General features: G+C 65.3%; 24 protein-coding genes. 9 read left to right on the top strand and 15 right to left on the bottom strand.

Annotated features, from left to right (window positions below; translation table 11 throughout):
- Nucleotides 1-26 precede the first annotated feature (26 nt).
- A complete protein-coding gene (locus Q0C17_RS02000) occupies nucleotides 27-578 on the bottom strand; it encodes an NUDIX hydrolase (protein ID WP_291200526.1) in 552 nt (183 codons plus the stop codon).
- 144 nt (nucleotides 579-722) lie between these two features.
- On the opposite strand from Q0C17_RS02000, the gene Q0C17_RS01995 reads away from it, so the two are divergent.
- Nucleotides 723-1226, top strand: coding sequence for a MarR family transcriptional regulator (locus Q0C17_RS01995; protein WP_291200523.1), 504 nt, complete (start codon nucleotides 723-725; stop codon nucleotides 1224-1226).
- A gap of 24 nt (nucleotides 1227-1250) precedes the next feature.
- Here Q0C17_RS01995 and Q0C17_RS01990 read toward each other — a convergent pair whose 3' ends face one another.
- The 5 genes from Q0C17_RS01990 to ccmA are packed head-to-tail and all read right to left on the bottom strand — an operon-like array spanning nucleotide 1251 to nucleotide 3923.
- A complete protein-coding gene (locus Q0C17_RS01990; RefSeq protein WP_291200520.1) occupies nucleotides 1251-1772 on the bottom strand; it encodes a redoxin family protein in 522 nt (173 codons plus the stop codon).
- Complete coding sequence (gene ccmD, locus Q0C17_RS01985; RefSeq protein ID WP_291200517.1) at nucleotides 1769-1921, bottom strand: heme exporter protein CcmD; 153 nt, start codon at nucleotides 1919-1921, stop codon at nucleotides 1769-1771. Before ccmD ends, Q0C17_RS01990 begins: the two co-directional genes overlap by 4 nt.
- Nucleotides 1922-1923: 2 nt before the next feature.
- Nucleotides 1924-2655: a heme ABC transporter permease CcmC gene (gene ccmC, locus Q0C17_RS01980; RefSeq protein WP_291200514.1), complete on the bottom strand. Its 732-nt coding sequence runs from the start codon at nucleotides 2653-2655 to the stop codon at nucleotides 1924-1926.
- A gap of 21 nt (nucleotides 2656-2676) precedes the next feature.
- Complete coding sequence (gene ccmB, locus Q0C17_RS01975) at nucleotides 2677-3342, bottom strand: heme exporter protein CcmB (RefSeq protein ID WP_291200511.1); 666 nt, start codon at nucleotides 3340-3342, stop codon at nucleotides 2677-2679.
- Entirely contained in the window at nucleotides 3339-3923 is a 585-nt protein-coding gene (ccmA, locus tag Q0C17_RS01970) for a heme ABC exporter ATP-binding protein CcmA (protein ID WP_291200508.1), read from the bottom strand. Before ccmA ends, ccmB begins: the two co-directional genes overlap by 4 nt.
- A 171-nt stretch (nucleotides 3924-4094) precedes the next feature.
- Here ccmA and acnA point away from each other — a divergent pair, with 171 nt between their 5' ends.
- Nucleotides 4095-6863: an aconitate hydratase AcnA gene (gene acnA, locus Q0C17_RS01965; protein ID WP_291200506.1), complete on the top strand. Its 2769-nt coding sequence runs from the start codon at nucleotides 4095-4097 to the stop codon at nucleotides 6861-6863.
- A 115-nt stretch (nucleotides 6864-6978) separates the two neighbouring features.
- The gene (locus Q0C17_RS01960; protein WP_291200504.1) at nucleotides 6979-7626 is read left to right on the top strand and encodes a DUF1223 domain-containing protein; all 648 of its coding nucleotides are present in this window, start codon (nucleotides 6979-6981) and stop codon (nucleotides 7624-7626) included.
- Nucleotides 7627-7636: 10 nt separating this feature from the next.
- Here the strand turns inward: Q0C17_RS01960 and Q0C17_RS01955 are convergent, their stop codons facing one another.
- Genes Q0C17_RS01955 through purE form a run of 7 tightly spaced genes read right to left on the bottom strand, consistent with a single transcriptional unit; the run spans nucleotide 7637 to nucleotide 14466 of the window.
- Complete coding sequence (locus tag Q0C17_RS01955; RefSeq protein WP_291200501.1) at nucleotides 7637-8656, bottom strand: DUF4340 domain-containing protein; 1020 nt, start codon at nucleotides 8654-8656, stop codon at nucleotides 7637-7639.
- Entirely contained in the window at nucleotides 8653-10551 is a 1899-nt protein-coding gene (locus Q0C17_RS01950; protein ID WP_291200498.1) for a Gldg family protein, read from the bottom strand. Before Q0C17_RS01950 ends, Q0C17_RS01955 begins: the two co-directional genes overlap by 4 nt.
- A 9-nt stretch (nucleotides 10552-10560) precedes the next feature.
- On the bottom strand, nucleotides 10561-11316 hold the full coding sequence (locus tag Q0C17_RS01945) for an ABC transporter permease subunit (RefSeq protein ID WP_291200495.1): 756 nt from the start codon (nucleotides 11314-11316) through the stop codon (nucleotides 10561-10563).
- Nucleotides 11316-12134: an ATP-binding cassette domain-containing protein gene (locus Q0C17_RS01940; protein ID WP_291200493.1), complete on the bottom strand. Its 819-nt coding sequence runs from the start codon at nucleotides 12132-12134 to the stop codon at nucleotides 11316-11318. Before Q0C17_RS01940 ends, Q0C17_RS01945 begins: the two co-directional genes overlap by 1 nt.
- A gap of 1 nt (nucleotide 12135) precedes the next feature.
- On the bottom strand, nucleotides 12136-12891 hold the full coding sequence (locus Q0C17_RS01935; protein ID WP_291200490.1) for a creatininase family protein: 756 nt from the start codon (nucleotides 12889-12891) through the stop codon (nucleotides 12136-12138).
- Nucleotides 12892-12895: 4 nt separating this feature from the next.
- On the bottom strand, nucleotides 12896-13975 hold the full coding sequence (locus tag Q0C17_RS01930) for a 5-(carboxyamino)imidazole ribonucleotide synthase (protein ID WP_291200487.1): 1080 nt from the start codon (nucleotides 13973-13975) through the stop codon (nucleotides 12896-12898).
- Nucleotides 13972-14466: a 5-(carboxyamino)imidazole ribonucleotide mutase gene (gene purE / locus Q0C17_RS01925; protein WP_291200484.1), complete on the bottom strand. Its 495-nt coding sequence runs from the start codon at nucleotides 14464-14466 to the stop codon at nucleotides 13972-13974. Before purE ends, Q0C17_RS01930 begins: the two co-directional genes overlap by 4 nt.
- 154 nt (nucleotides 14467-14620) lie before the next feature.
- Between purE and Q0C17_RS01920 the strand changes: the two genes are divergently transcribed.
- The 3 genes from Q0C17_RS01920 (at nucleotide 14621) to Q0C17_RS01910 (ending at nucleotide 16481) form a co-directional block, all read left to right on the top strand.
- Complete coding sequence (locus Q0C17_RS01920; protein WP_291200481.1) at nucleotides 14621-15307, top strand: GGDEF domain-containing protein; 687 nt, start codon at nucleotides 14621-14623, stop codon at nucleotides 15305-15307.
- Between the two features lie 116 nt (nucleotides 15308-15423).
- Nucleotides 15424-15591 (top strand): DUF465 domain-containing protein, encoded by a 168-nt coding sequence (locus Q0C17_RS01915; RefSeq protein ID WP_291200478.1) that lies wholly within the window; start codon nucleotides 15424-15426, stop codon nucleotides 15589-15591.
- A 131-nt stretch (nucleotides 15592-15722) separates the two neighbouring features.
- Entirely contained in the window at nucleotides 15723-16481 is a 759-nt protein-coding gene (locus tag Q0C17_RS01910) for an SDR family oxidoreductase (protein WP_291200477.1), read from the top strand.
- On the opposite strand, the gene Q0C17_RS01905 is transcribed toward Q0C17_RS01910, so the two are convergent.
- Nucleotides 16478-18166 carry an alkaline phosphatase D family protein gene (locus Q0C17_RS01905; RefSeq protein ID WP_291200474.1) on the bottom strand — a complete coding sequence of 563 codons (1689 nt, stop codon included), beginning with the start codon at nucleotides 18164-18166 and terminating at the stop codon, nucleotides 16478-16480. The two genes, Q0C17_RS01910 and Q0C17_RS01905, sit on opposite strands and share 4 nt — an antisense overlap.
- An 89-nt stretch (nucleotides 18167-18255) precedes the next feature.
- Here Q0C17_RS01905 and Q0C17_RS01900 point away from each other — a divergent pair, with 89 nt between their 5' ends.
- Nucleotides 18256-19272 carry an RluA family pseudouridine synthase gene (locus tag Q0C17_RS01900; protein ID WP_366914750.1) on the top strand — a complete coding sequence of 339 codons (1017 nt, stop codon included), beginning with the start codon at nucleotides 18256-18258 and terminating at the stop codon, nucleotides 19270-19272.
- 92 nt (nucleotides 19273-19364) lie between these two features.
- Here the strand turns inward: Q0C17_RS01900 and Q0C17_RS01895 are convergent, their stop codons facing one another.
- Nucleotides 19365-20306: a DUF3108 domain-containing protein gene (locus tag Q0C17_RS01895; RefSeq protein ID WP_291200468.1), complete on the bottom strand. Its 942-nt coding sequence runs from the start codon at nucleotides 20304-20306 to the stop codon at nucleotides 19365-19367.
- A 222-nt stretch (nucleotides 20307-20528) separates the two neighbouring features.
- Between Q0C17_RS01895 and rpmB the strand changes: the two genes are divergently transcribed.
- Both rpmB and Q0C17_RS01885 read left to right on the top strand, forming a co-directional pair.
- Complete coding sequence (gene rpmB / locus Q0C17_RS01890; RefSeq protein WP_291200465.1) at nucleotides 20529-20816, top strand: 50S ribosomal protein L28; 288 nt, start codon at nucleotides 20529-20531, stop codon at nucleotides 20814-20816.
- An 84-nt stretch (nucleotides 20817-20900) separates the two neighbouring features.
- A complete protein-coding gene (locus Q0C17_RS01885; protein ID WP_291200462.1) occupies nucleotides 20901-21377 on the top strand; it encodes a GNAT family N-acetyltransferase in 477 nt (158 codons plus the stop codon).
- Nucleotides 21378-21390 lie beyond the last annotated feature (13 nt).

The raw sequence follows: 21390 nt of genomic DNA, 5'->3' as shown, positions 1-21390 counted from the left end.
GATGAGTATTGTGCATTTGGCGGGCATTATCGCGTCAGCCTATCCGTGCCCGGCGGATTGGCGAAGGGCGCGAACACATCCTTGTTGCGCGACTGCGCGAAATGGGTCAGCGCCCAGACCACGGTCGGGAAAGCAAGCTCCGACCACGGGATATCCGACCAATGGACGAGCTTCACTTCGAGGCTCTCCGGACCCGGAGCAATATCCGACAAGAGCCGTGCCCGGAACATGATCTGGACCTGTGCGATGCGGGGGACGGAGTAAACCGCGAGCAGCCGGTCGATCTCGATGTCCGCACACGCCTCTTCGCGCGCTTCGCGTCGGGCCCCGTCCTCGACGCTCTCGCCCTCTTCCATGAAACCTGCGGGAAGGGTCCAGAAGCCCTTGCGTGGTTCGATGGCGCGTTTGCAGATGAGGATTAGGTCACCCTGCGTCACCACCGAGCCGGTGACGATCTTCGGGTTCACGTAGTCGACGAAGTTGCAGCGATTACAGATACGCCGTACCCTGTCATCCCCTTCCGGAATCGCCAGCCGAAAATCTTCATGCTGGAAAGGAGTTGGCAATTGATCAGTCATCCAATCTTTATCCTGTCGCCTGTATGGAGAATGCGATTGATCCGCCTACGGGGCTGTTGATAACGCCCCACCAAGTGGATTGTCCCTGTTTAATCTATCTCGTCTCTCACCCAACCCCATCCTTAGCAAAACGGAAACCACACCATGGCCTTCAACCTCAACAACTCGCCCAGCCACCTCCTCCACCGCGCCCAGCAGATCGCTGCGAACCACTCGGCCGCCGCCCTGAAGTCGGCTGGCCTGACGCTTCGTCAGTTCTCGGTGCTTTCTGCCCTCTCCGGCAATGAAGGTGTCAGCCAGTCCGATCTTGTCAATGCCACCGGCATCGACCGCTCCACTCTCGCCGACATGGTCGCCCGCATGGAAGCCGGCGGCATGATCAAGCGTTCGGATTCGAAAACCGACGCTCGCGCCAAGTCGGTCTCCCTTACGCCGAAAGGCAAGAAAGCCCATGACAAGGCCCTTCCGGCCGTCGTGAAAGCAGACGCCGCCCTCTTCGCAACGCTGGCGAAAGCCAAGCAGGAGGCACTGATCCAGGGCCTGACCGGCCTCGTCGCCGACAGCGCCGAAGCCCCGGCACCGAAAGCCAAGAAGGCGCCGGCCAAGAAAGCCGCTGCGAAAAAGGCTCCGGCCAAGAAAAAGAAATAAGATCCGTCTCCAGACGAAGCAGGACTACGAGCGAGGCGCCCCGAGCGCCTCGCTTACTTTTTGGAGAGAAGCTTCGTCCAGCGGCCCGCTGATATGGAGCAGGATCTCGCCCTCGCCGGAAATCACGAAAGTCTCCGGCACGCCGGTGAGCCCGAAATCCAGTCCGCCCCGGCCCTCGGGGTCCAGCGCCACGTGGGTGAACGGATTGCCGAGACGCTCGAGGAAGGCTTCGCCTTTCTCGGTCTTGTCCTTATAGAGAATGCCGACCAGCTGGTCCGGGTGGGTCTTGCTGAGCTCTATCAGATATTTGTGCTCGGCCTCGCAGGGTGCGCACCAGCTGGCAAAGAGGTTCACCGCGACCGTTTCCCCGCCTGGGGGAGGGGCGAAGGAGATCTCGCCGCCCTCCTTCAGTTCAAAGACAAATTCCGGAGCGGCGCGGGAGACGCGGGCAAAATCGCCCTTTTCCGGGTTCAGCATCCGCCAGGCGCCTAGCAGGCCGAACAGAAGCAGCGCAGCAACCGGCAGGGCGAAGATCCAGCGGTTCACTGGCCGTCCTCCTCTGGGGAAAGCTTCTCGAGCCGCTTGCGCGCAGCCCGCGCCGCCAGCACGACCTGCAGCGTGAGGCCGAGGATCAGCAGCGCGCCGACTGCGTAGCAAGCCCAGATATACGCGGCATTCTTGTCGAACTCAGGCATGGTCAGAACGCCTCCAGCTCTCTGGCGCGCAGGCGCGCAATGCGCCGCTCCCGGATTTCCGTCCGCATGCTGGTCATGACCAGGCCACCGAAAAGCAAAGAATGGCCGAGGGCGCTGATGAGAAGGGGCGTGAGGTAGACAGCGGCCATCTTTGGGCCGTCGGCGGTGATGACGCTCGCGTCCTGGTGCAGCGAGGTAAAGAGGTCCACCGAGAACTTGATCAACGGCACATTGATCGCGCCCACCATGGCGAGGATCGCGCCGGCGCGGGCGGCTTTCTGGCGCGTATCCATTGCGGCGCGCAGGGCCATATAGCCGAGGAAGAGGAAGAACAGGAACAATACGGACATCATCCGCGGATCGTCCCACTGCCACCAGGTTCCCCAGGTCGGCTTTCCCCAGATCGAGCCGGTGGCGAGGCACAGCGCTGTCCAGGTCGCCCCCAGCGGGGCGATGGCCTTGGCGGCGATGTCGGCAAGTTCATGCCGCCACACGAACCAGACGAAGCTGGCAATCGCGAGGGCGGAATAGCTCGCCATGGCAAGCCAGGCGGCAGGTACGTGCACGAACATGACGCGCATGATGTCGCCGCCCTGGTACTCGTCCTTCGGCACAACCCAAAGCCCCTGCCAGAGGCCATAGAAGATGCAGACAGCGCTAAGCGCATAGAAGAGCGGGGCCAGCCAGTCCGACAGGCGCAGGAACTTGTGGGGGTTGGCGAAGTAAGACCACATGGCTGATGACCTAGCGCCCCCTCAGTCTGCCGCCAAGCGTAGCGCTGCCGCCATCGCATAGGGCGCAACAGCGCAGGCGAACAGGGTGGACGCGGCCAGGAACAGCGGGGCGCCGGAAGAACCCGGCCCGCCGCTCATTGCTATGGCCCCGAAAATCGCGGTCGGCACGAACAGGGGCAGGGCGATCAGCGAGATCAGCAGGCCGCCCCGGCGCACGGTGGCGGAAAGCGCTGCGCCGACCCCGCCCCAGAAAAAGAAGGCGAGGCTGCCGAGGGCGTAGAGGGCGACATGGGAAAGGAGGGCGAGGCTTGCCTCGGCCTGAAACATCAGCGCCAGCAAGGGTGAGAATAGGGCGAGCGGCAGGCCGGCCGACAGCCAGTGCGCCAGCGTCTTTGCTGCCGCGATGGCCGAAACCGGCGCGCCGGCCTGCAGCCAGAGGTCCAGAGTGCCGTCCTCAGCGTCCGCCTGGAAGATGCGCTCGAGGGTAACGAGGCTCGCCAGCGCCAGGGCCACCCAGATGATCCCGGGGCCGACCGCCTTCAGCGTGTCCCCGTCGCTGCCGATGCCGAGGGGCACGAGCACGGCGGCCCCGCCGAGGAATCCCAGCGGCAACAGCGCCCCGGCGCCGCCCGCCCAGGCTTCGCCGAGGGATTGGCGGAAGGCGGCAAGGATCGGCGCAGCGCTCACAGTGTCAGCTCCCCGCTGGCCGCAAAGCCTGCTTCACCGTGGATCGCCGCGATCACCGACCCGCCCCTGGACCTGTGCTCCGCGATCAGCGCATCGACCAGCGCGCGGCCCTCAGCGTCAAGCGCCGTGTACGGTTCATCCAGCAGCCAGACCGGCCGGTCCTCCAGTAGCAGGCGGGCGAGCGCCGTGCGCCGGCGCTGGCCGGCGGAAAGGTAGCGCCCGGCCACGTCGGCGGGCCGGTTAAGGCCCATCCGGGTGAGGACCGAATCAGTTGCCACGTTCGTCCCCCAGGCCTGCGCCCAGAGTTTCAGATGCTCGCGCGGGGTCTCCTGCGGTTTAAGCCCCTCGCGGTGGCCGACCCAGTGATGGGCCTCGCGGCGCGCAACACGGCCCGCTTCGGGGCGGGTGAGGCCCGCAAGGATGCGCAGCAGCGTTGTTTTGCCGGTGCCATTGGCGCCGCGCAGCACCAGCGCCTCGCCTGTCCGTACGGCGAGGTTCACCTCGCGGAACAGCACCCGCTCGCCCCGGATCATGCCGAGGCCGGAGGCCGAGAGGAGGGGCGCTGCCTGAGGATCCATCATCTCAGGGATAGCCGGTTCCGCCGCTGCCGCAAACGCGGCCTTGTTGCGCGGGTGCGGTCCAACAGCCAATTGCGCGCGAGAGGCGAGGACTATAAGAGACCCCCAGCATATCAAGGCGGTTCGCCCCGGTTCTGTGTTGGGCGCCCGCATGACAGGAGGCAATGTCCACTCATGGCGTCAAAAGACAGCTTCAAATCGAAAAGCACGCTCACCGCCGCGGGCAAGACCTACACTTATTATTCGCTGGCTGCGGCGGCGAAATCGGCCGGTCTGGGCGATGTCTCCCGCCTTCCGGCCTCGCTGAAGGTGTTGCTCGAGAACATGCTGCGCTTCGAAGATGGTCTGACGGTGACCCCGGATGACATCCGCGCCTTCGGTACCTGGGCGGACCAGGGCGGCCAGAACCCCCGCGAGATCGCCTACCGTCCAGCCCGCGTGCTGATGCAGGACTTCACGGGCGTGCCCGCCGTGGTCGACCTCGCCGCCATGCGCGATGGTATCAAGGCGCTCAAGGGCAATGCGAAAAAAATCAACCCGCTGGTCCCCGTCGACCTCGTGATCGACCACTCAGTGATGATCGACGAGTTTGGCACTCCGCGCGCCTTTCAGGCCAACGTCGACCTTGAGTACGAGCGCAACATGGAGCGCTACACCTTCCTCAAGTGGGGCCAGAAGGCGTTCAACAATTTCCGCGTGGTGCCGCCGGGCACTGGCATCTGCCACCAGGTGAACCTCGAATACCTCGCCCAGACGGTCTGGACCGATACGGACACGGATGGTTCGATCATTGCCTATCCGGATACGCTGGTCGGCACCGACTCGCACACCACCATGGTCAACGGCCTCGCGGTGCTCGGCTGGGGCGTCGGTGGGATCGAGGCGGAGGCCGCAATGCTCGGCCAGCCGGTCTCGATGCTGATCCCGGAAGTTGTCGGCTTCAAGATCACCGGCGCGCTGAAGGAAGGCGTAACGGCCACCGACCTCGTGCTGAAGGTCGTGCAGATGCTGCGCAAGCACGGCGTCGTGAACAAGTTCGTCGAATTCTACGGCCACGGCCTCGACAATATGCCGCTCGCCGACCGGGCCACCATCGCCAACATGGCTCCAGAGTACGGCGCCACCTGCGGCTTCTTTCCGATTGATGACGAGACGCTGCGTTACCTCCGCCAGACCGGCCGTGACGAGGCCCGCATCGCGCTGGTCGAGACCTATGCCAAGGCGAACGGCTTCTGGCGCGGCGCCGACTATGCGCCTGTCTATTCCTCGACGCTGAGCCTCGATCTCGGCGATGTGGTGCCTGCCATTTCCGGCCCGAAACGCCCGCAGGACCACGTGGCCCTCGACGCCGCCGCGCGCATCTTCGGCGAGTATATCGACGGCGTGCGCAAGCCCGCCAAAGTCCCGGAACAGCAAAAGTCGGAGATGACCGAAGAGGGCGGCCCGCCCGCGCCGAAGACGATCCCCGGCGATCATCCAGGCCCGAGCTTCGCGAAGGTCGAAGGCCGTGACTGGACGCTGCGCGATGGCTCGGTCGTGATCGCGTCGATCACCTCCTGCACCAATACCTCGAACCCCTATGTGCTGATCGGCGCCGGTCTCGTCGCCCGCAAGGCGCGCGCCCTTGGCCTGACCCGCAAGCCCTGGGTGAAGACCTCGCTGGCGCCCGGCTCGCAGGTCGTCTCCGAATACCTGAATGCCGCCGGTCTGCAGGAAGACCTCGACGCCCTCGGCTTCAACCTGGTCGGCTATGGCTGCACCACCTGTATCGGCAACTCCGGTCCGCTCGACCCGGAAATCTCGAAGTCGATCAACGAGAACGACCTCGTCGCCGTCTCGGTCCTCTCGGGCAACCGCAACTTCGAAGGCCGGATCAGCCCGGACGTGCGCGCAAACTATCTTGCCTCCCCGCCGCTGGTTGTCGCCTATGCCATTGCGGGCGACATGAACATTGACATCACAAAGGACCCGATCGCCACCTCGAAGGATGGCGCGCCGGTTTACCTGAAAGACATCTGGCCGACGACTAAGGAAATTGCCGACATGGTGCACCGCGTCGTCACGCGCGAGATGTTCATCTCGAAGTATGCGGACGTCTTTAAGGGCGACACCAAATGGCAGGGCGTGCAGACGACCGATGCCGAAACCTATGACTGGCCGGTATCCTCGACCTACATCCAGAACCCGCCCTACTTCCAGGGCATGTCTCCCCAGAAGGGCGACATCACCCCCATCAAGGGCGCGCGTGTGCTGGCCGTGCTCGGCGACATGATCACCACCGACCACATTTCGCCGGCCGGCTCGTTCAAAGCCAACAGCCCAGCGGGCAAGTACCTGACGGAGCGCCAAGTGCCGGTGAAGGACTTCAATTCCTACGGCTCGCGCCGCGGCAACCATGAAATCATGATGCGTGGCACATTTGCGAACATCCGTATCAAGAACGAAATGCTGGAGGGCGTCGAAGGCGGTTACACGATCGGCCCGGACGGCAAGCAGACCTCGATCTATGACGCAGCCATGGCCTGGATCGATAAGGGCGTACCGCTCGTGATCTTCGGCGGCATCGAATACGGTGCCGGCTCCTCGCGCGACTGGGCCGCGAAGGGCACGAACCTGCTGGGCGTGAAGGCCGTGATCGCCGAGAGCTTCGAACGCATCCACCGCTCGAATCTCGTCGGAATGGGCGTTATCCCGTTCGAGTTCATGCCTGGCGAAAACCGCAAGACGCTCGGCCTCAAGGGCACCGAAACAGTCGATATCGAAGGCCTCGGCAACGACATCCGCCCGCTGTCGACCGTGCCCTGCCAGATCACCTATGCAGACGGCACGGTGAAGACGATCCAGATCAAGTGCCGCATCGATACCGAAATCGAGGTCGACTACGTGAAGCATGGCGGCGTGCTGCACTATGTGCTGCGCGACCTGGCTCGTTCTGGCGCCTGACGTAGCGTAAATTCGGAAAAGCCTGCCGCGCCGTTGGGCTGCGGCGGGCTTTTTCTCAGTCTCTCACGTGCCTGTGACTGTGCGCGGCGGCCCGGACCACTTATAACCGCCCCCGATGACCCGGATTCTTGTCTCCCTCGCGTTCCTGTTCGGCCTCGCTGCACCTGTGCATGCGGAAGGCCCGATGCTGGTCGAGCTGTTCGCCTCCAAGAACTGCCGCGCGTGCCCCGCAGCCTACAAGACGATGAAACAGGTCGAAGTCGAACGGGGTAAGGACGTGATCGTGCTGACCTGGGCGGTTGATTATTGGGACTATCTGGGCGGCAAGGAAAAGATGGCCCTCCCGGAGTCCAAAGACCGCCAGCGCGCCTATATCGATCATTTCTCCATGCGTGGGCCCTATACGCCGCAGACGGTCTATAACGGCCTTGAGCAGGCTGCGGGCAACAAGCCCGCCAAGGTCGGCGCCGCGATGATGAAAGCCGAAATGGCCGAACCCACCGATGTGCGCCTTCAGCGCACCGGCAAGCGCGTCGTACTCACCGGTCAGCCGGATGGCCTCGCCGACATCTGGTGGGTCGCCTATCTCGATGCCGACGACAACAAAACCAAGATGCCCAACCCGGTCACGAGTGTCCGCCAGATCGGCCCATGGCTCGGCGGCAAGGCAGAGATCGAGTTGCCGGCCTGCGAGTCCGGCTGCGTCCTCGTCGTCCAGGAAGCCGGCATGGGCCGGGTCCTCGCCACGATGCGCGCCAACTAGGCGCTCTGTCTCAGGCCGGCGGGCGTACGATGTCCGCGACGCGCGGCGTGTAGTCCGCCCAGTCGGTTGCCGTCAGCTCAAAAGCCCAGCCGGCGGCCCGCGCATTGATCGCTTCGGCACGCATTGCGCCTTCGCCCGCCTCAATGGCGCGCAGCGTGATGAAAAATCCATCCCGTTCGCGGTAAGCCCGCACGTCCACTTCGAGGCCGTCATGGGTCTGGGTGATGTGGCGCGACACCGGCCGTGTGCGCAGCGCTGAGGCGGGCTTTACGCCGATCGGCAGGAAGCGCGTCAATGCCATCGCAGGCCCCGTCACCGCGAGGCGGCTGGTCAGGCGGTAATTCTGGAAGGGCGGGGCAGGGCGGAAGGCTCGGTCGCTGGAGCCGACCTCGCGTTGCAGGAACAGCGTCTCTCCCGCTTCATCTGTCAGGCGCACGGCGGACACGGCATCCTCGTTGATGTCGAGAAAGCCGAGGTCGAGCCAAGCTTCCGCACTGTAGAGCGGCGGCAGGGTGCCGGTCACCCGGAACGCGGTGGTTTCGTCCGGCCGGCGGCCATAGATGAACTCGCCCTTTCGCCCTGTAATCAGCGCCGCGCCGGTCTCCCCGTCGGGCCCGATCACCTCCAGCAACGCGCCGGTGCCGCTGTCGCGCGGATCGCCAAGGCCGATCCGGTTAAGCTTCTCCGGGTCATCCGTGCGCGGCGTATCCCAGACAAGGCTTTCCAGCCCCGCGGCCAGCTCGGTCAGGCGGTCTTGCCGGATCGGATAGCCGTCGCGGGTGCCTAACCGCCAGCCATCGCCGGTCGCCACTAGCGAATAGCGCTCGTCTGCCAGCGTGATGCGAATCTCGCTCGCTTCGGCGCGAAGGGCCTCAAAATCAGGGAATACAGGCGTGCCCGTTCGCCCGCTCGCCTGCACCGGCGCGCCGCCGCCAAAATGGGAAACCACAGCGACAAGACCAAGCACGCCCGCGAGGGCCGCAAGGAACAGGGTGCGCCGTGTGCGCTGGCGGTCGCGCAGCGAACTCATGGCGCAGCCCTGCGCGGCCGTTTCTGCCGGCGCCAGACGATCAGCCCGGTCAAAGCGACCAGAACCGGCCCGCCCCAGATATTGATAGCCTTCAGCGTTCCTTCCAGCTGATCGATGCCGCGCCTGTAATCGCGTTCTGTCTCGCGCAGGCGCGCCCGCAGGTCGAGGATGTCTTCGCGCAGGCTCGCGAGCTCTGCGCGCTCCGGTTCGGTTAGCTCGGCTTCAGGATCACCGGCGAAGAAGCCGCTGTCTGTCGGCGCGTCCTGCAGCTCGGCGAGACGCGCCTGAGCCGTGGCGAGGCGCGTCTCCAGTTCAGACTGCTGACGGAAATACTGCTCCTCCGCCTCGCTCCGCATACGGTCGATCCGCGTCATAGAGCGCAGGGCCGGCGCACGCGAACGCAGCCGCGACAGCTCGCCGCCGCCCGCCAGCGCGTCCAGCGCATTCAGCACCAGCGCGCCGTTGTCCGCCACGGCGGCGCCGCCGCCATCCACGATGTAGAATTCGTCGGCGATGAAGTCCGCGTCCGCAATTACTACTATTTCTGCAGGGCGCTCGCCCGCCCGGATATGCGGGGGCAGGGCGGCGGCCGCAGCGCGGGCCGCCTCTGCGGCCGCTGGATCGCGCGGCTCCTCAATCCCCGGCGCGCCGCCCGGAAAGGCGGAAACAAGCACGCCGGAAATCCGCATCGCCAACGGCAGGGGTCTCGGAAGGCTCTGGTAACTGCGCAGCACATCGGCGGGAGTCATATCGCGCGCCGCCTCGCCCGCATTGATGAAGGAGGGGCTTGGCCCGGTCGTGATCAGCGGCGTCAGCGTCACGCCCGCGGGCGGAGTGCCGACCACCAGCGCCCCCGGCGCGCCGAAGTTTACCACCCGCATCAGGTCTGCCGTAATCGGATCTTCCCGGCTCATTGCAATTGCCGGTACGCCTAGAAACAGCGGATGCGCCAGCTCTTCAACCGTGCCGCGTTCGGTCTCTACCGGAACCGGCAGGGCGAAGGCGACATCGGCCACCGCGTCCGGAGCCAGTTCCACGCCCCAGGCCCGCCCGAGCCGGCCGAGGCTGGAGCGCGCCAGCTCGCTGCTCGTGCCGAACACGTCGCCGGTCACCGCAATCTTCGCGGCAGGATCAACCAGAAACACCGCGTGCCCGCCGCGCAGAAGGTACTGGTCGATCAGCCATTCCTGGCGGCTCGACAGCGGCGGTGGATGCGCCACCAGCAGCACGTCCACATCGTCCGCCAGTGCCGTGAAATCCTCCGGCAGCAGATCAATCTCGAAACTGCGAGCAATATCCTGCAGCAGCACATAGCCGCCCTCCGGGTCCGGCGCGGACATGCCCGGCAGCGAAGACAGGATCGCCACGCGCGGCGGCTCCGGATGGTTCAAGCGCCCGATCATCCGTGTCAGGTCGTATTCAAGCGTCAGTTCCTGTTCCGGCGCGAGGAAGGGCAGGATGCGGGTGTCATCAATCGTATTGTGCCCGATGATGCCGAAATAAAGCGGATCATTGCCGCCCGCGGGCACGGCCGGAATGCCGGCCGACAATGCTTCGTCTTCCGCTTCAGAGAAGGGGTTGGGGTCGATCTCGCGCACCCGGATGCGGCCATTGCTGGCGGCTTCGTAAGTCGCCAGCAATTCGCGCACGCGCGCGGCGTGCGCCTGAACGGCCGGGTATTCCTGCCCTACGCGGCGGGAGTAGACGAAGGTCAGGTCCACCGGCTCGGAAATGTCGTTCAGCGTTGTGCGCGTTCCGTCCGACAGCGTGTAGAGCCCGCCTTCGGTGAAATCGATCCGCGCGCCCGCCAGCAGTTTCTGCGCCGCGATATTGCCCGCCAGCAGGATCGCGCCCGCCAGCAGGGTAGATAGGATGAGATAGCGCCGGGTGTTCATGCCTGCTCCTCAGCCCAGTCTCTGGCGCGAGGCCCAGAGGCAGTTGAGGAAGGCGAACGTCGCCGTGAAGCCGAGGAAATAAGCCACGGCGCGCAGCTCCAGCACGCCGCGCTGGGCGCCCTCGAACTGCGTTATGAAGGAAAAGCGCGCCACGATGTCGGCAAAGCCGGTGCCGAACAGGGACTGCACTGTGGAGAGGACCAACGGCCATCCGGCGGCCGTAAACACGAAGGCGATCACCACGCTGATCACGAAGGCGGTTACCTGGCTGCCGGTTAGCGCGGAGACGGCCGCGCCGATGGAGAGATAGGCCCCGGCCATCAGCAGGCTGACGAAATAGGCAAGCGCAATCGCAGTATTGTCCGGGCTGCCAAGGAAGTTCACCGAAGCCCACATCGGCAAAGTCAGCAAAAGGCCCACCGCCGCCACCGTCCAGGCGGCCAGCAGCTTGCCCAGCACAAGGCCGGGAATGCCGAGCGGCAGTGACAGGAGCAGTTCGTCCGTGCCACTCGCATGCTCGTCGGCCCAGAGCCTCATGGCGAGGGCGGGCAGGAAAATCATGTAGAGCCAGGGGTGCCATACGAAGAAGGGCTGCAGGTCAGCCACACCGGAATCGAAGAAGCGGCCCGCCTCCCAGGTGAACAGGCCGAGCGCCAGAAGGAACACGGCAAGGAACACATAGGCCATGGGCGTTGCGAAATACGCGCCGAGCTCGCGCCGGTAGGTCGCGGTAAAGCCGCTCATCTGGGTCTTGAGAAACTCCATCACAGCGTCTCGTCCTCAACCTGGTCGGTGAGGCGGGAGAATGCCGCTTCCAGTGATCCGTCCTCGGAGCGCCGGGCCAGGCCCGCTGGCGTGTCATCCGCGACCAAGCGGCCCCGGTCGATCAGCACGGCGCGGTGGCACATCGCGGGCACTTCAGTCAGCGTATGGGTCGAGATGATGATCGCCTTGGTTGGTGCCATCCGCGCGATCAGCGCACGCACGGCCCGTTTCTGGTTGGGGTCAAGGCCGTCCGTCGGCTCATCCAGCACCAGCACCGGCGGGTCATGCAGGATCGCGCCAGCCAGGCCCACCCGGCGGCGATAGCCCTTGGACAGGTCGCCGATCCGCTGATGGCTGACGCTCAGGATGCGTGCATCGGCAATCGCGCGGTCGACCGCGTCACGCCGCCCTCTCCGGGGCAGGGCGCGCGCTTCGGCGAGGAAGCGCAGGAATTCCGGTGGTGTCATATCCTCGTAAAGCGGCGCGCCTTCCGGCAGATAGCCCAGCGCTGCCTGTGCCGCGCGCCGGTCGGTGATGATCGATTTGCCGTCGATCAGCGCGTCCCCAGAATCGGGTTCAAGCACGCCGGCAATCATCCGCATCGTCGTGGACTTGCCCGCCCCGTTGGGCCCGAGGAAGCCGAGCACGGTGCCTTTTTCCACGGTGAACGACACACCGCGCACGGCCTGTTTGGACCCGTAGGACTTCTCGAGCGCTCTGACTTCCAGCATGCCTTGCGGGTGCCTCACCTTCTTGCCTTCGCTGATAGACCGCTTGGCGGGTTCCATCCAGAGCAGGCCTGCGAAGATTACGCGCAATTCAGGCGCTGAAGCGCGCCACTTCCTCGATCAGGCACTTTGCGGCGATCTCGACAATCTTCCCGCCATCAGCTGCGTTGGATAGCGTCGGGTCCGAACCAATGCGGCCATCCGGGAAGTCGCGGCGATAGCGCACGGCATCGCTGATCGTGCCGGTCGGGGCGATCTTGGGGCTCATCGGCGTGTGCTGGCGCTCGCGGTCGGGATAGGCCCAGTAGGTCACGGAGACTTCCGAGGCCGTGGCGTGGCTGCCATGGCCAACCGGGTAGAGCTGGTTGCACAGGTTCATCACCTCCCGGTAGTCCCACCAGTCGCGCCGCTTCAGCGCCAGGTCCGGCCGGTTGTCCGCGCCGTTCGGATCATAGCTGCGCCGCGCATGGATTTCGGCAAACGCCGCCTCGATAGTGGAGATATTGCCGCCATGCCCGTTAAACCACAGAACACGCTCGAAGCCGTGGCGCACGAGGCTTTCTGTCCAGTCTGCCATGGCCGCCATCATGGTCGAGGGACGCAGGGTGATCGTGCCGGGAAAGCCGAGGTGATGCTGCGCGCAGCCTACGTTGAAGGTCGGGCCGACGAGAATGTCGTCCGGCGCCAGGCTTTCGGCATGGTTGGCGATGATCTCCGGACACAACGCATCGGTGCCGATGAAGCCGTTCGGTCCGTGCTGCTCGAACGAGCCGATGGGGATCACGATGGTCCTGGATTTCTGCAGCCAGGCTTCGATGTCGGGCCAGGTCGAGACGGGAAGGCGCATGGGATCAGTCCTTTCGGGGGCCGAGGCGGCGCGTGATGTGACCCATCTTGCGGCCGGGGCGGGCTTCGCGCTTGCCATACAGGGTCAGCGTATCGTTGGGCCCGAGGCTTGCCGGGCTGACAAGCCCTGCTTCGCCTATAAGGTTGATCATCTCGGCATCGTGAAGCCGGCGCGTATCGCCCAGCGGCCAGCCGGCCACGCAGCGGATATGCTGCTCGAACTGCCCGGTCTGGCAGGCCTCCGGCGTCCAGTGTCCGGAATTGTGCACGCGCGGCGCAAACTCGTTGGCGAGGATCGATCCGTCCGGCAGCACGAAGAATTCCAGCGCCAGCACGCCGATGTGGTCCAGCGCCTCGGCCAGCGTCACCGCCTTCGCGCGCGCTTCGTCCTCTATCGCCCTTGGCAATCCGCTCGGTACGGAGGAAACCGCCAGGATGCCATCCTTGTGCAGGTTGCGCGGCGGCGCCCAGGTGCGCGTCTCGCCATCCGGCCCGCGCGCCACCAGCACCGAAATCTCGCACTGGAAGGCGATCGCCGCCTCCAGGATCGCTGGCGCCTCGCCGATGCGCTGCCAGGCCGCTTCCGCCTCGCCCGGTGAACGGATCCAGGCCTGTCCCTTGCCGTCATAACCTTCGCGGCGTGTCTTCAGAACGCCCTTGCCGCCGAGCACATCAAGCGCCGAGGTGATGTCGCCTGGCCCGTCCACGGGCTCGAACGGCGCGGTGGCGATGCCCTGCGCGTTGAGGAAAGTTTTTTCAGTGTACCGGTCCTGCGATACCATCAGGGAGGCGCCGCGCGGGCGTACCGGGGTGCCCGCCGCCTCAACGATTTCGATCGTCCGTACCGGGACATTCTCGAATTCCAGCGTCACCACATCGCAGGCGGTCGCAAACTCGGTCAGCGTTTCCACATCGTCCCAGGCAGCAGACCAGGCGCCCGCCGCCACGCGCCCTGCCGGCGGGTCATCCTCCGGCGAGTAAATCAGAATGTCGAATCCCAGCTGCGCGCCGGCGCTCGCCAGCATACGCCCCAGCTGGCCGCCGCCGAGTATCCCGATTGTGGCGCCGGGCCGTAGCGGCGTCATCCTTCGGGAACCTCTTTCACGCTGTCGGTCTGAGCCGCGCGGAAAGCGTCGAGGTTCGCAGCGACGCTGGGATCCTCCAGCGCAATGATCGACGCGGCCAGGATCCCGGCATTTGCTGCGCCCGCCTCACCGATGGCCAGCGTGCCAACCGGAATTCCCTTCGGCATCTGTACGATGGACAGCAGGCTATCGAGACCCTTCAGCGCCTTGGACTGGACCGGGACACCCAGCACGGGCAGGGGTGTCATCGAGGCCGCCATGCCCGGCAGGTGGGCCGCGCCGCCGGCGCCCGCAATGATCACCTTGAGGCCGCGCCCCTTGGCCGATTTTGCATAGGCCACCAGCCGGTCCGGCGTGCGGTGGGCGGAGACGATCTTTGCCTCATAGGCCACGCCCATCGCATCTAGCATCCGTGCGGCTTCCTGCATGACCGGCCAGTCGGACTGGCTGCCCATGATAATGCCCACTACCGGGGTCTTGCCCGCTGCCATTGCCCGCCTCGCTGCCGGAAAGCGCGCACCATAAGAGGCAACCCGCCGAGGTCAACCGTCCGGACGCTGAGCGTCCGCGCCGCCTGTAGTTCGCGCGACAGGTGAAATGCGTCCAGGGCTCTACAGACGGCTGATTCGGCGCTATCCTCCGCCTATGGCAAAGGACTTCCCCCCCTTCGATTCGGGCGAACTGCGCGCGTTGCTCGACGCCCTCGGCCTTGACCTGTCCCGGCTCGACCGGCGCACCCGCGCTGCGATCGAGGCGCTGAGCGAGGAAGTCCTCGCCCTGCGCGAGGAATCCGCCGCCCTGAAGACCGCGCTGGCCGATGCCGAACTGCTGGCCGACAATGACGCCCTGGTGCCGATCTTCAACCGCCGCGCCTTCGAGCGCGAGGTGCGCCGCGAGATCGCTCTGTCCGGACGTTTCCAGACGCCCCTGTCACTGATCTTCATTGATCTCGACAATTTCAAGCTCGTCAACGACATCTACGGCCACGCCGCCGGCGACAGCGTGCTGCTGAAAGTGGCGGATATACTACAGGACCGCACCCGCGAGACCGACATCGTCGGCCGCCTCGGCGGGGATGAGTTCGGCGTCGTGCTGGCGCACGCCACTTACGATGACACACAGCGCAAGGCCGCCCAGCTTGCGTCCGCCGTTGACGCGCTGGAAGTACGTGACGAGGCCAATCCCGGTACCCAGGCCGTGCGGATCGGCGCCAGCTGCGGGGTTGTGGAATGGCGCACTGGCCAGACGGCAGCGGCCCTTATCGCCCAGGCCGATCAGGCGATGTTTCTGGACAAATCCCGCCGCAAGGCCGCCGGACGCGCGGTACGCTGATCAAATAACTGACAGTTAAGAAAAACACCGCCCGCATTGCATGACTCGGGGGGCTGCTTGTGGCATGTTCTCGAAACGGCCCCTCAAGTGCCGTGCTGACAAAAAGGAGACTGCCCATGTCGCTTAATGGTCGGATCAGTGAGCTCGCTGCAAAGCACCGCCACCTGGACGAACAGATTGCCGCAGAACAGAAACGCCCTTCCAGCGATGATCTGACGGTCAAGGATTTGAAGCGACAGAAACTGAGGGTTAAGGAGCAGCTGCGACATCTGAAGGCCAGCTGACGCAAATTCCCCTTTGGCCCGCTTCTTGCGGACTGGCCGGGACACTTGAAGTGGCCTCAGCCGTCCGGAGACAGGGTTAATGCCAAACCAATCAAACCCACGCGGTGCGCGGCCTTTCTGCAGGTGCGACCATGGGTGAGCCCGTAACCCTGGTGATCGGGCTTGGCCGGGAAGTCGGCGACTCGATCGCCCGCACTTTCCTCGAAGCCGGTCACCGCGTGCTGGTTGCCGATCCGTCGGCGGAACGCCTGGAAAGCGCACAGGACGCCCTCGGCGACGAGATTGCCGCCTATCATGGCGAACTGCATTCCCGCCTTGGCCTGCGCAATGCCATCACCGCCGCGCTCGAAGCCTTTGGCCGCATCGACAATGCCGTGATCATTCCCGAGATCGAGGAGGGCGACCACCTGCTCGATTTCGCCCCCGAGAAATTCGAGAAGGCCCTCGCCCGCTCCGCTCGCGGCGCAGCGCTCGCGCTGCGGGTTATCGCCGAGCGCCTGTTAGAGCAGGAAGACCTGCCGCAAGCCGGCGTCGAGCGTATCCCGCAGAAGGGAACGATCACTTTCGTGCTCGGCTATGCCGCCATCGCCTCCATGCCGGGCCGCTTCACCGAAAGCGTCGGCCAGAGCGCTATCCTCGGCGTCATGAAGGCCGGCGCCCTCGAACTCGCCGAGCATGCAATTCGCGTCAATGCCATCGTCGCCATCCGGCCGCGAGAGGAACGTGCCGAGCCCTGGACGACGCGCCGCGTGCCGCTTGGCCGCGCCGCCCGCGCCGACGAGATCGCCGAAGCCGCCCGCTACATCGCTTCGCCGCACGCTGCCTATCTCACGGGCCAGAGCCTCGTGCTGGATGGTGGTCGCTCGACCCTGTCGGGCTTGCTCGACTAGGCCGGAGAAAGCGCCGAAACGCCGCCCTTTGTGTAGCTGGCCTTGAACGACGCGACCTGCTCGCTCGTGTAGACCGGCGCATACACCGTCGAGACCTTGTGGAACGACGCGCTCACATCCTGCGCCGTCAGAGTCACCAGCGTGAACCCATGGCCGAACGGATCGTGCCAGATGATCTCTTCATTGGCGTCGGCAATCTGCCGTCCAAGATCCGGCATCGCCTTCACATAGGCGCCCATGCCGGGCGAGCTAATCGAGGTGCAGCCAAACTCCACGCCGCGGCGTTCACCGCGCGCATCGAACAGTTCGTTGGCATAGGCCGTGTGCGTATCGCCCGCGAGCGTGACGAGCGAAGCGCCTGCCTCGGCTACGCTGGCATAGAGCCGTTCGCGCGCCGCCGGATAACCGTCCCAGGCGTCGAGGTTCCAAGGCAGGCCCAGCGCCGTGAAAGGCAGCATCGCCAGAACTTCCGGCATGTCCTGCGCTGCCACCTGTTCGGGCGTCATCAGCCGGGTGAAGTCCGGCAGCTTGTTTTTCGCCATGATCACCTGGTTGGCCAGCACCTGCCATGCTGCGCCGGACTGGACGGAGCTTTTCAGCTCGCCCGCCAGCCAGGCCTCCTGCTCGGCGCCCAGCATCGTGCGCGCCGGATCGGCCACCGTCTGCAAAGTCATCATTACGCGCGCGGCCATTTCGTCCTCGGTCGTCGCGCCCGCGAGCGCGTCGCCCCAGGCCAGAGGCTCGGATCGTCCGGTCAGGCGCGAGTCGAGCGCGTGTAGCGTGGCGACATTGCCAAAGCGGAACGTACGCCAGACGGCCGAGGTGAACTCGCCCGCTTTCGGCGCGCGCAGCGGCATCCATTCGAAATAGGCCTGCAGCGCATGCATCTTGCGAACGCTCCACTCGCCTTCCGTCGCCGGATCATGGTTCTCGGCGCCCGTCCTGTAAGAATCGTTGGCGCTCTCATGGTCGTCCCAGGTGCACACCCAGGGCGCCGCCGCATGTGCCGCCTGCAATGCCGGATCAGATTTGTACTGCGCATGCCGCCGGCGATAATCTGGCAGCGAGATGATTTCCGTAGTCGGATCATGCTGCCGGCCGAGCTTTTCGGCCACGTCGCCGCCATACCCGTCCGTGCCATACTCATAGATATAGTCGCCCAGGTGAACGATAGCGTCGAGATCCGGCGTTGCCGCCAGCGCCGCATAGGCGTTGAACAGGCCGAACTGCCAGTTCGAGCACGAGACTATAGCCAGCTTCACGGGCGCCGTGCCATCTGCCGCTGTTGTCCGGGTGCGCCCTTCCGGCGAGATCACATCGCCGTCCGCCGCCTTCGCCTTAAACCGGTAAGTATAAACCGTGCCGGCCTTCAGGCCCGAGGGATCGGCTTTGACCGTATAATCTAGCGCCTCAGAGGTCACGACCTCGCCGCTCGCGGCCGCCGTTTCGCTGCCCGCCTCGAACATTTCCCAGGCCACCGTTACCGGTCCCGTGCCGGATAGCGGCGTCACGCGCGTCCAGAGGATTACGCCGCCGGGCAGGGGGTCACCGGAAGCCACCCCGTGCAGGAAGGCCAGTTCTCCCGCAAAGCCGGGCGCCGCCTTCGGCGCTGTCGTGCAGGCTGCCAGCCCAATCGTGCCCAGTGCCGCGCCGCCCAGAAGCCTGCGCCGTGTGACCTCAGTCATAACCGTATCTCCCCGAAACCAGCCGCCTTATGGGCGGGCTATGTGAAGCCAGCATGACGCAGCCCGCATTCCCCGTCTATAAGCCCGCCATGAGCCGGATCGAAATTGTCGCAGCCCCCGAAGATGCAGGCCAGCGCCTGGACGCTTTCCTCGCCGCCAAGGCGGGTGAGATCTCGCGCACGCGCGCCAAGGCCCTCATCGAGGAAGGCGCGGTGACCGTCGATGGTCAGCCTGAGGCAAGTCCCCGCGCGCCGGTAAAGCCCGGCAGCACCTATGCCGTTGCCCTACCCGCTCCGGTCGCCGCCCTGCCGCAGCCCGAGAACATCCCGCTCGACATCCTGTTCGAGGACGCCCACCTCCTCATCCTCAACAAGCCCGCCGGTATGGCTGTCCACCCCGCCCCCGGCAGCGAGGATGGCACCCTCGTCAACGCGCTGCTGCATCATTGCAAGGGCCAGCTCTCTGGTATCGGCGGCGTCGAACGCCCCGGTATCGTCCACCGTCTCGACAAGCTCACCAGCGGCGTGATGGTTGCAGCGAAAACCGAAGCTGCCCATGCCGGCCTCGCTGCCTTGTTCGAGCATCACGACATCGAGCGGATGTACCTCGCTGCCACGCGCGGCGCCCCCCGTCCGCTATCCGGCACGGTCGACGCCGCCATTGCGCGCTCGCAGACAGACCGCAAGAAAATGTCCGTGCACAGAAATCCGGACAGCCCCTCCGCACGCCGCGCCGTCACGCACTACCGCGCCATCGAAACCTTCGGCGTGCGCGACAAGCATACCCGCACGCCCGCCGCTGCGCTGATCGAGTGCCGGCTCGAAACCGGCCGCACCCACCAGATCCGGGTGCACATGTCGCATATCGGCGTGCCGATTCTCGGGGATCCGGTCTATGGCCGACAGATCGGCCTGACCGCGCTCGGCTCAGGCGATGGCCACGCCGCTGCGCTCGCTGGCGTAAAAGCGATGGACCGCCAGGCTCTCCACGCCGCCGTCCTCGGCTTCATCCACCCGGTCACCGGCGAAGAGCTTCATTTTGAAGTTCCGGTCCCGGACGATATGGCCACTCTCGTCGCGGCGCTCCGGCGCCTGCCGAAGGATTAAGTTGGTGCACCTCGCTTCGCTCGCCGCACGCCACTAGCCGTGTTCGCCACAGCGTGCCGGGAGGCCGAAGTGCACCAGCCTGCGCGCGACCGTTACCGCCCGCCGCCAGAACTCGTGCCCGTCGACGCCGTCACCAGCGGCTCGAACCGCAGCGTGCGCGCTTGCAGCGTCACCTTGCCGATCTTGTCTGTGTCCGCGACGATCTTCACCGGCACGTAGGAGCCGTTCTCCAGTGGCGCGAGATACATGCGCAGAGGCCCATCGATACCGGTCAGCGTGTCCTTGTTGACCTCGCCCTTCTTGTAGCCGGCAATCTTGTCCATCGTCACATGGCACTCGATCGTGTCGCCGCTCCAGGCCGGCGTCTTTTGTTTCACCATTCCGGACTTTCCGCGCTTCAGGTGCAGGTAGGTCAGTTGGCGCCCGTCGAACACCTTGATCGGACCGCCGCACGCATCGGCGCCCTTGGCGCGTGGCTCCAGCGCGAAGGTGATCAGCGCGGTCAGCGGGTCATTCGTCTGTAATACCTGCTCGGCGGTGGCCGCCGGATCGCCAAGGTTTCCGAACCGCGGATTGGCGGTCATCTTGAAGCCCTTGTCGGTGATGTCCACCTCGACGCGGCGATCCTTCTTCCCGTCTTTGTTCTGGGAAACATACTTAGTGGTCTTCAGGCCGCTGGCCGTTGTCTTGCCCTCAGCGGTCAGGTGCATGTCATAGTTGACGAATATGTCGGCCAGGCCCGTCGTGCGCACGCGCGATTTGATGGCGTAGGCTTCCGGTTTCATGTCCACGGTGAAGCTCGCCCGCCCGCTCACCGGCAGGATGAACACCATGGCCTTGGCGTCCAGTTCAAACACCATGCGGGTCGGCGCGCCGGCCTTGATGCTGGCCAGCACGGCCGGCGCGGCGGCCGGGGAGGCGGTATCTGCGGCGGAGACCCCAAGAAGGGCCAGGGAGGCGGCGGCGGCAAGGAGAAAGCTGCGCGTCATCGGGTTCAGTCGTCCTTTGCGTTCGGTCGGGCGGTCTACGCCCAACAGTTAAATCGCCCCATCCCAACAAGGCCTGAACGGCTCTGCCGCATACATGCCTTATTCTCCCGAGCCCGCCCACTGACATAAGATGACAGGCGGTGACAGTCAGCCCGTGCCGGGCAGCCCGCCACCTGCCTGAATCGCCCCGGTTGACAGGAGGCGCCCCCAGCCTGTAGGAGCGCGCCTTCAGATCAAATATAGCCCCTTTTCCCCGGAGCGAGGCCCATGTCCCGCGAATGTGAACTTACTGGCACGAAGCCGATGGTCGGCCATATCGTCAGCCACTCCCAGATCAAGACCAAGCGCCGCTACCTGCCGAATCTCGTGCAGGTTACGCTGCACTCCGAGACGCTGGACCAGAACTTCCGCCTGCGCATCGCGGCAAAAGCGCTGCGCACGGTCGACAAGCTCGGCGGCCTCGACGCTTTCCTCGCCAAGGCGAAGGACGAGGCCCTGTCCACCAAGGCCCTGAAGATCAAGCGCGACATCGCTAAAAAGGCTGTCGCCGCCTAAGCGCGCTGCCAATTAAATCTTCGAAACGCCGGGCCCTCGGGTCCGGCGTTTTGCTTTTCCGGGCCCGGCGGGGCAGGGTTGGCCATGCTGCCTGACCTGACGATCCACCCCTTGCGGGACTGCGCAGAAGCCCTCGCGCCCCTCGCCATCGCTTTCCGGTCCGAATGGCCGAACTGGTACGGGCCAGGTGGCCCAGGTGACGCCGGCGCAGACTTGGCCGCCTTCGCCAATCCGCAAGGCGTTCTCCCGGTCGGCCTCGTCGCCCTCGATGCCCACGGCGTACCCTTGGGCACCGCCACGCTGAAAGCGGCATGGACACCCGAATTTGCGCACCTGACCCCCTGGGCTTCCGCCGGCTGGGTCCGCCCGGACCTGCGCCGCCACGGTCTCGGTGCCCTGCTTGTCCGCGCGCTGGCAGGCGAGGCCCGCCGCCTCGGCCACAGCCACCTCTACTGCGCCACTGCGACCGCCATCACGCTGCTCGAACGCGAAGGCTGGACGGACCACGCCCAAACGGTTCATGACGGACACATCATCCGGGTTTTCCAGCGCGCGCTGTAAGCCTGTGCTTCAA

Source organism: Hyphomonas sp. (assembly GCF_022844445.1).
Classification (GTDB): domain Bacteria; phylum Pseudomonadota; class Alphaproteobacteria; order Caulobacterales; family Hyphomonadaceae; genus Hyphomonas.
Note: the sequence above shows the minus strand (reverse complement) of the source record. Positions and strands in the feature narration are given on the sequence as shown.

Coding starts and splice junctions, on each gene's coding strand:
- Q0C17_RS01915 (WP_291200478.1), top strand. CDS start 15,424: ATGTCGCTTAATGGTCGGATCAGTGAGCTCGCTGCAAAGCACCGCCAC.
- ccmC (WP_291200514.1), bottom strand. CDS start 2,655: ATGTGGTCTTACTTCGCCAACCCCCACAAGTTCCTGCGCCTGTCGGAC.
- ccmD (WP_291200517.1), bottom strand. CDS start 1,921: ATGCCTGAGTTCGACAAGAATGCCGCGTATATCTGGGCTTGCTACGCA.
- Q0C17_RS01950 (WP_291200498.1), bottom strand. CDS start 10,551: ATGAACACCCGGCGCTATCTCATCCTATCTACCCTGCTGGCGGGCGCG.
- Q0C17_RS01910 (WP_291200477.1), top strand. CDS start 15,723: ATGGGTGAGCCCGTAACCCTGGTGATCGGGCTTGGCCGGGAAGTCGGC.
- Q0C17_RS01945 (WP_291200495.1), bottom strand. CDS start 11,316: ATGGAGTTTCTCAAGACCCAGATGAGCGGCTTTACCGCGACCTACCGG.
- Q0C17_RS01900 (WP_366914750.1), top strand. CDS start 18,256: ATGAGCCGGATCGAAATTGTCGCAGCCCCCGAAGATGCAGGCCAGCGC.
- Q0C17_RS01960 (WP_291200504.1), top strand. CDS start 6,979: ATGACCCGGATTCTTGTCTCCCTCGCGTTCCTGTTCGGCCTCGCTGCA.
- rpmB (WP_291200465.1), top strand. CDS start 20,529: ATGTCCCGCGAATGTGAACTTACTGGCACGAAGCCGATGGTCGGCCAT.
- Q0C17_RS01885 (WP_291200462.1), top strand. CDS start 20,901: ATGCTGCCTGACCTGACGATCCACCCCTTGCGGGACTGCGCAGAAGCC.
- Q0C17_RS01995 (WP_291200523.1), top strand. CDS start 723: ATGGCCTTCAACCTCAACAACTCGCCCAGCCACCTCCTCCACCGCGCC.
- Q0C17_RS02000 (WP_291200526.1), bottom strand. CDS start 578: ATGACTGATCAATTGCCAACTCCTTTCCAGCATGAAGATTTTCGGCTG.
- ccmA (WP_291200508.1), bottom strand. CDS start 3,923: ATGATGGATCCTCAGGCAGCGCCCCTCCTCTCGGCCTCCGGCCTCGGC.
- acnA (WP_291200506.1), top strand. CDS start 4,095: ATGGCGTCAAAAGACAGCTTCAAATCGAAAAGCACGCTCACCGCCGCG.
- Q0C17_RS01905 (WP_291200474.1), bottom strand. CDS start 18,166: ATGACTGAGGTCACACGGCGCAGGCTTCTGGGCGGCGCGGCACTGGGC.
- Q0C17_RS01930 (WP_291200487.1), bottom strand. CDS start 13,975: ATGACGCCGCTACGGCCCGGCGCCACAATCGGGATACTCGGCGGCGGC.
- Q0C17_RS01920 (WP_291200481.1), top strand. CDS start 14,621: ATGGCAAAGGACTTCCCCCCCTTCGATTCGGGCGAACTGCGCGCGTTG.
- purE (WP_291200484.1), bottom strand. CDS start 14,466: ATGGCAGCGGGCAAGACCCCGGTAGTGGGCATTATCATGGGCAGCCAG.
- Q0C17_RS01935 (WP_291200490.1), bottom strand. CDS start 12,891: ATGCGCCTTCCCGTCTCGACCTGGCCCGACATCGAAGCCTGGCTGCAG.
- Q0C17_RS01955 (WP_291200501.1), bottom strand. CDS start 8,656: ATGAGTTCGCTGCGCGACCGCCAGCGCACACGGCGCACCCTGTTCCTT.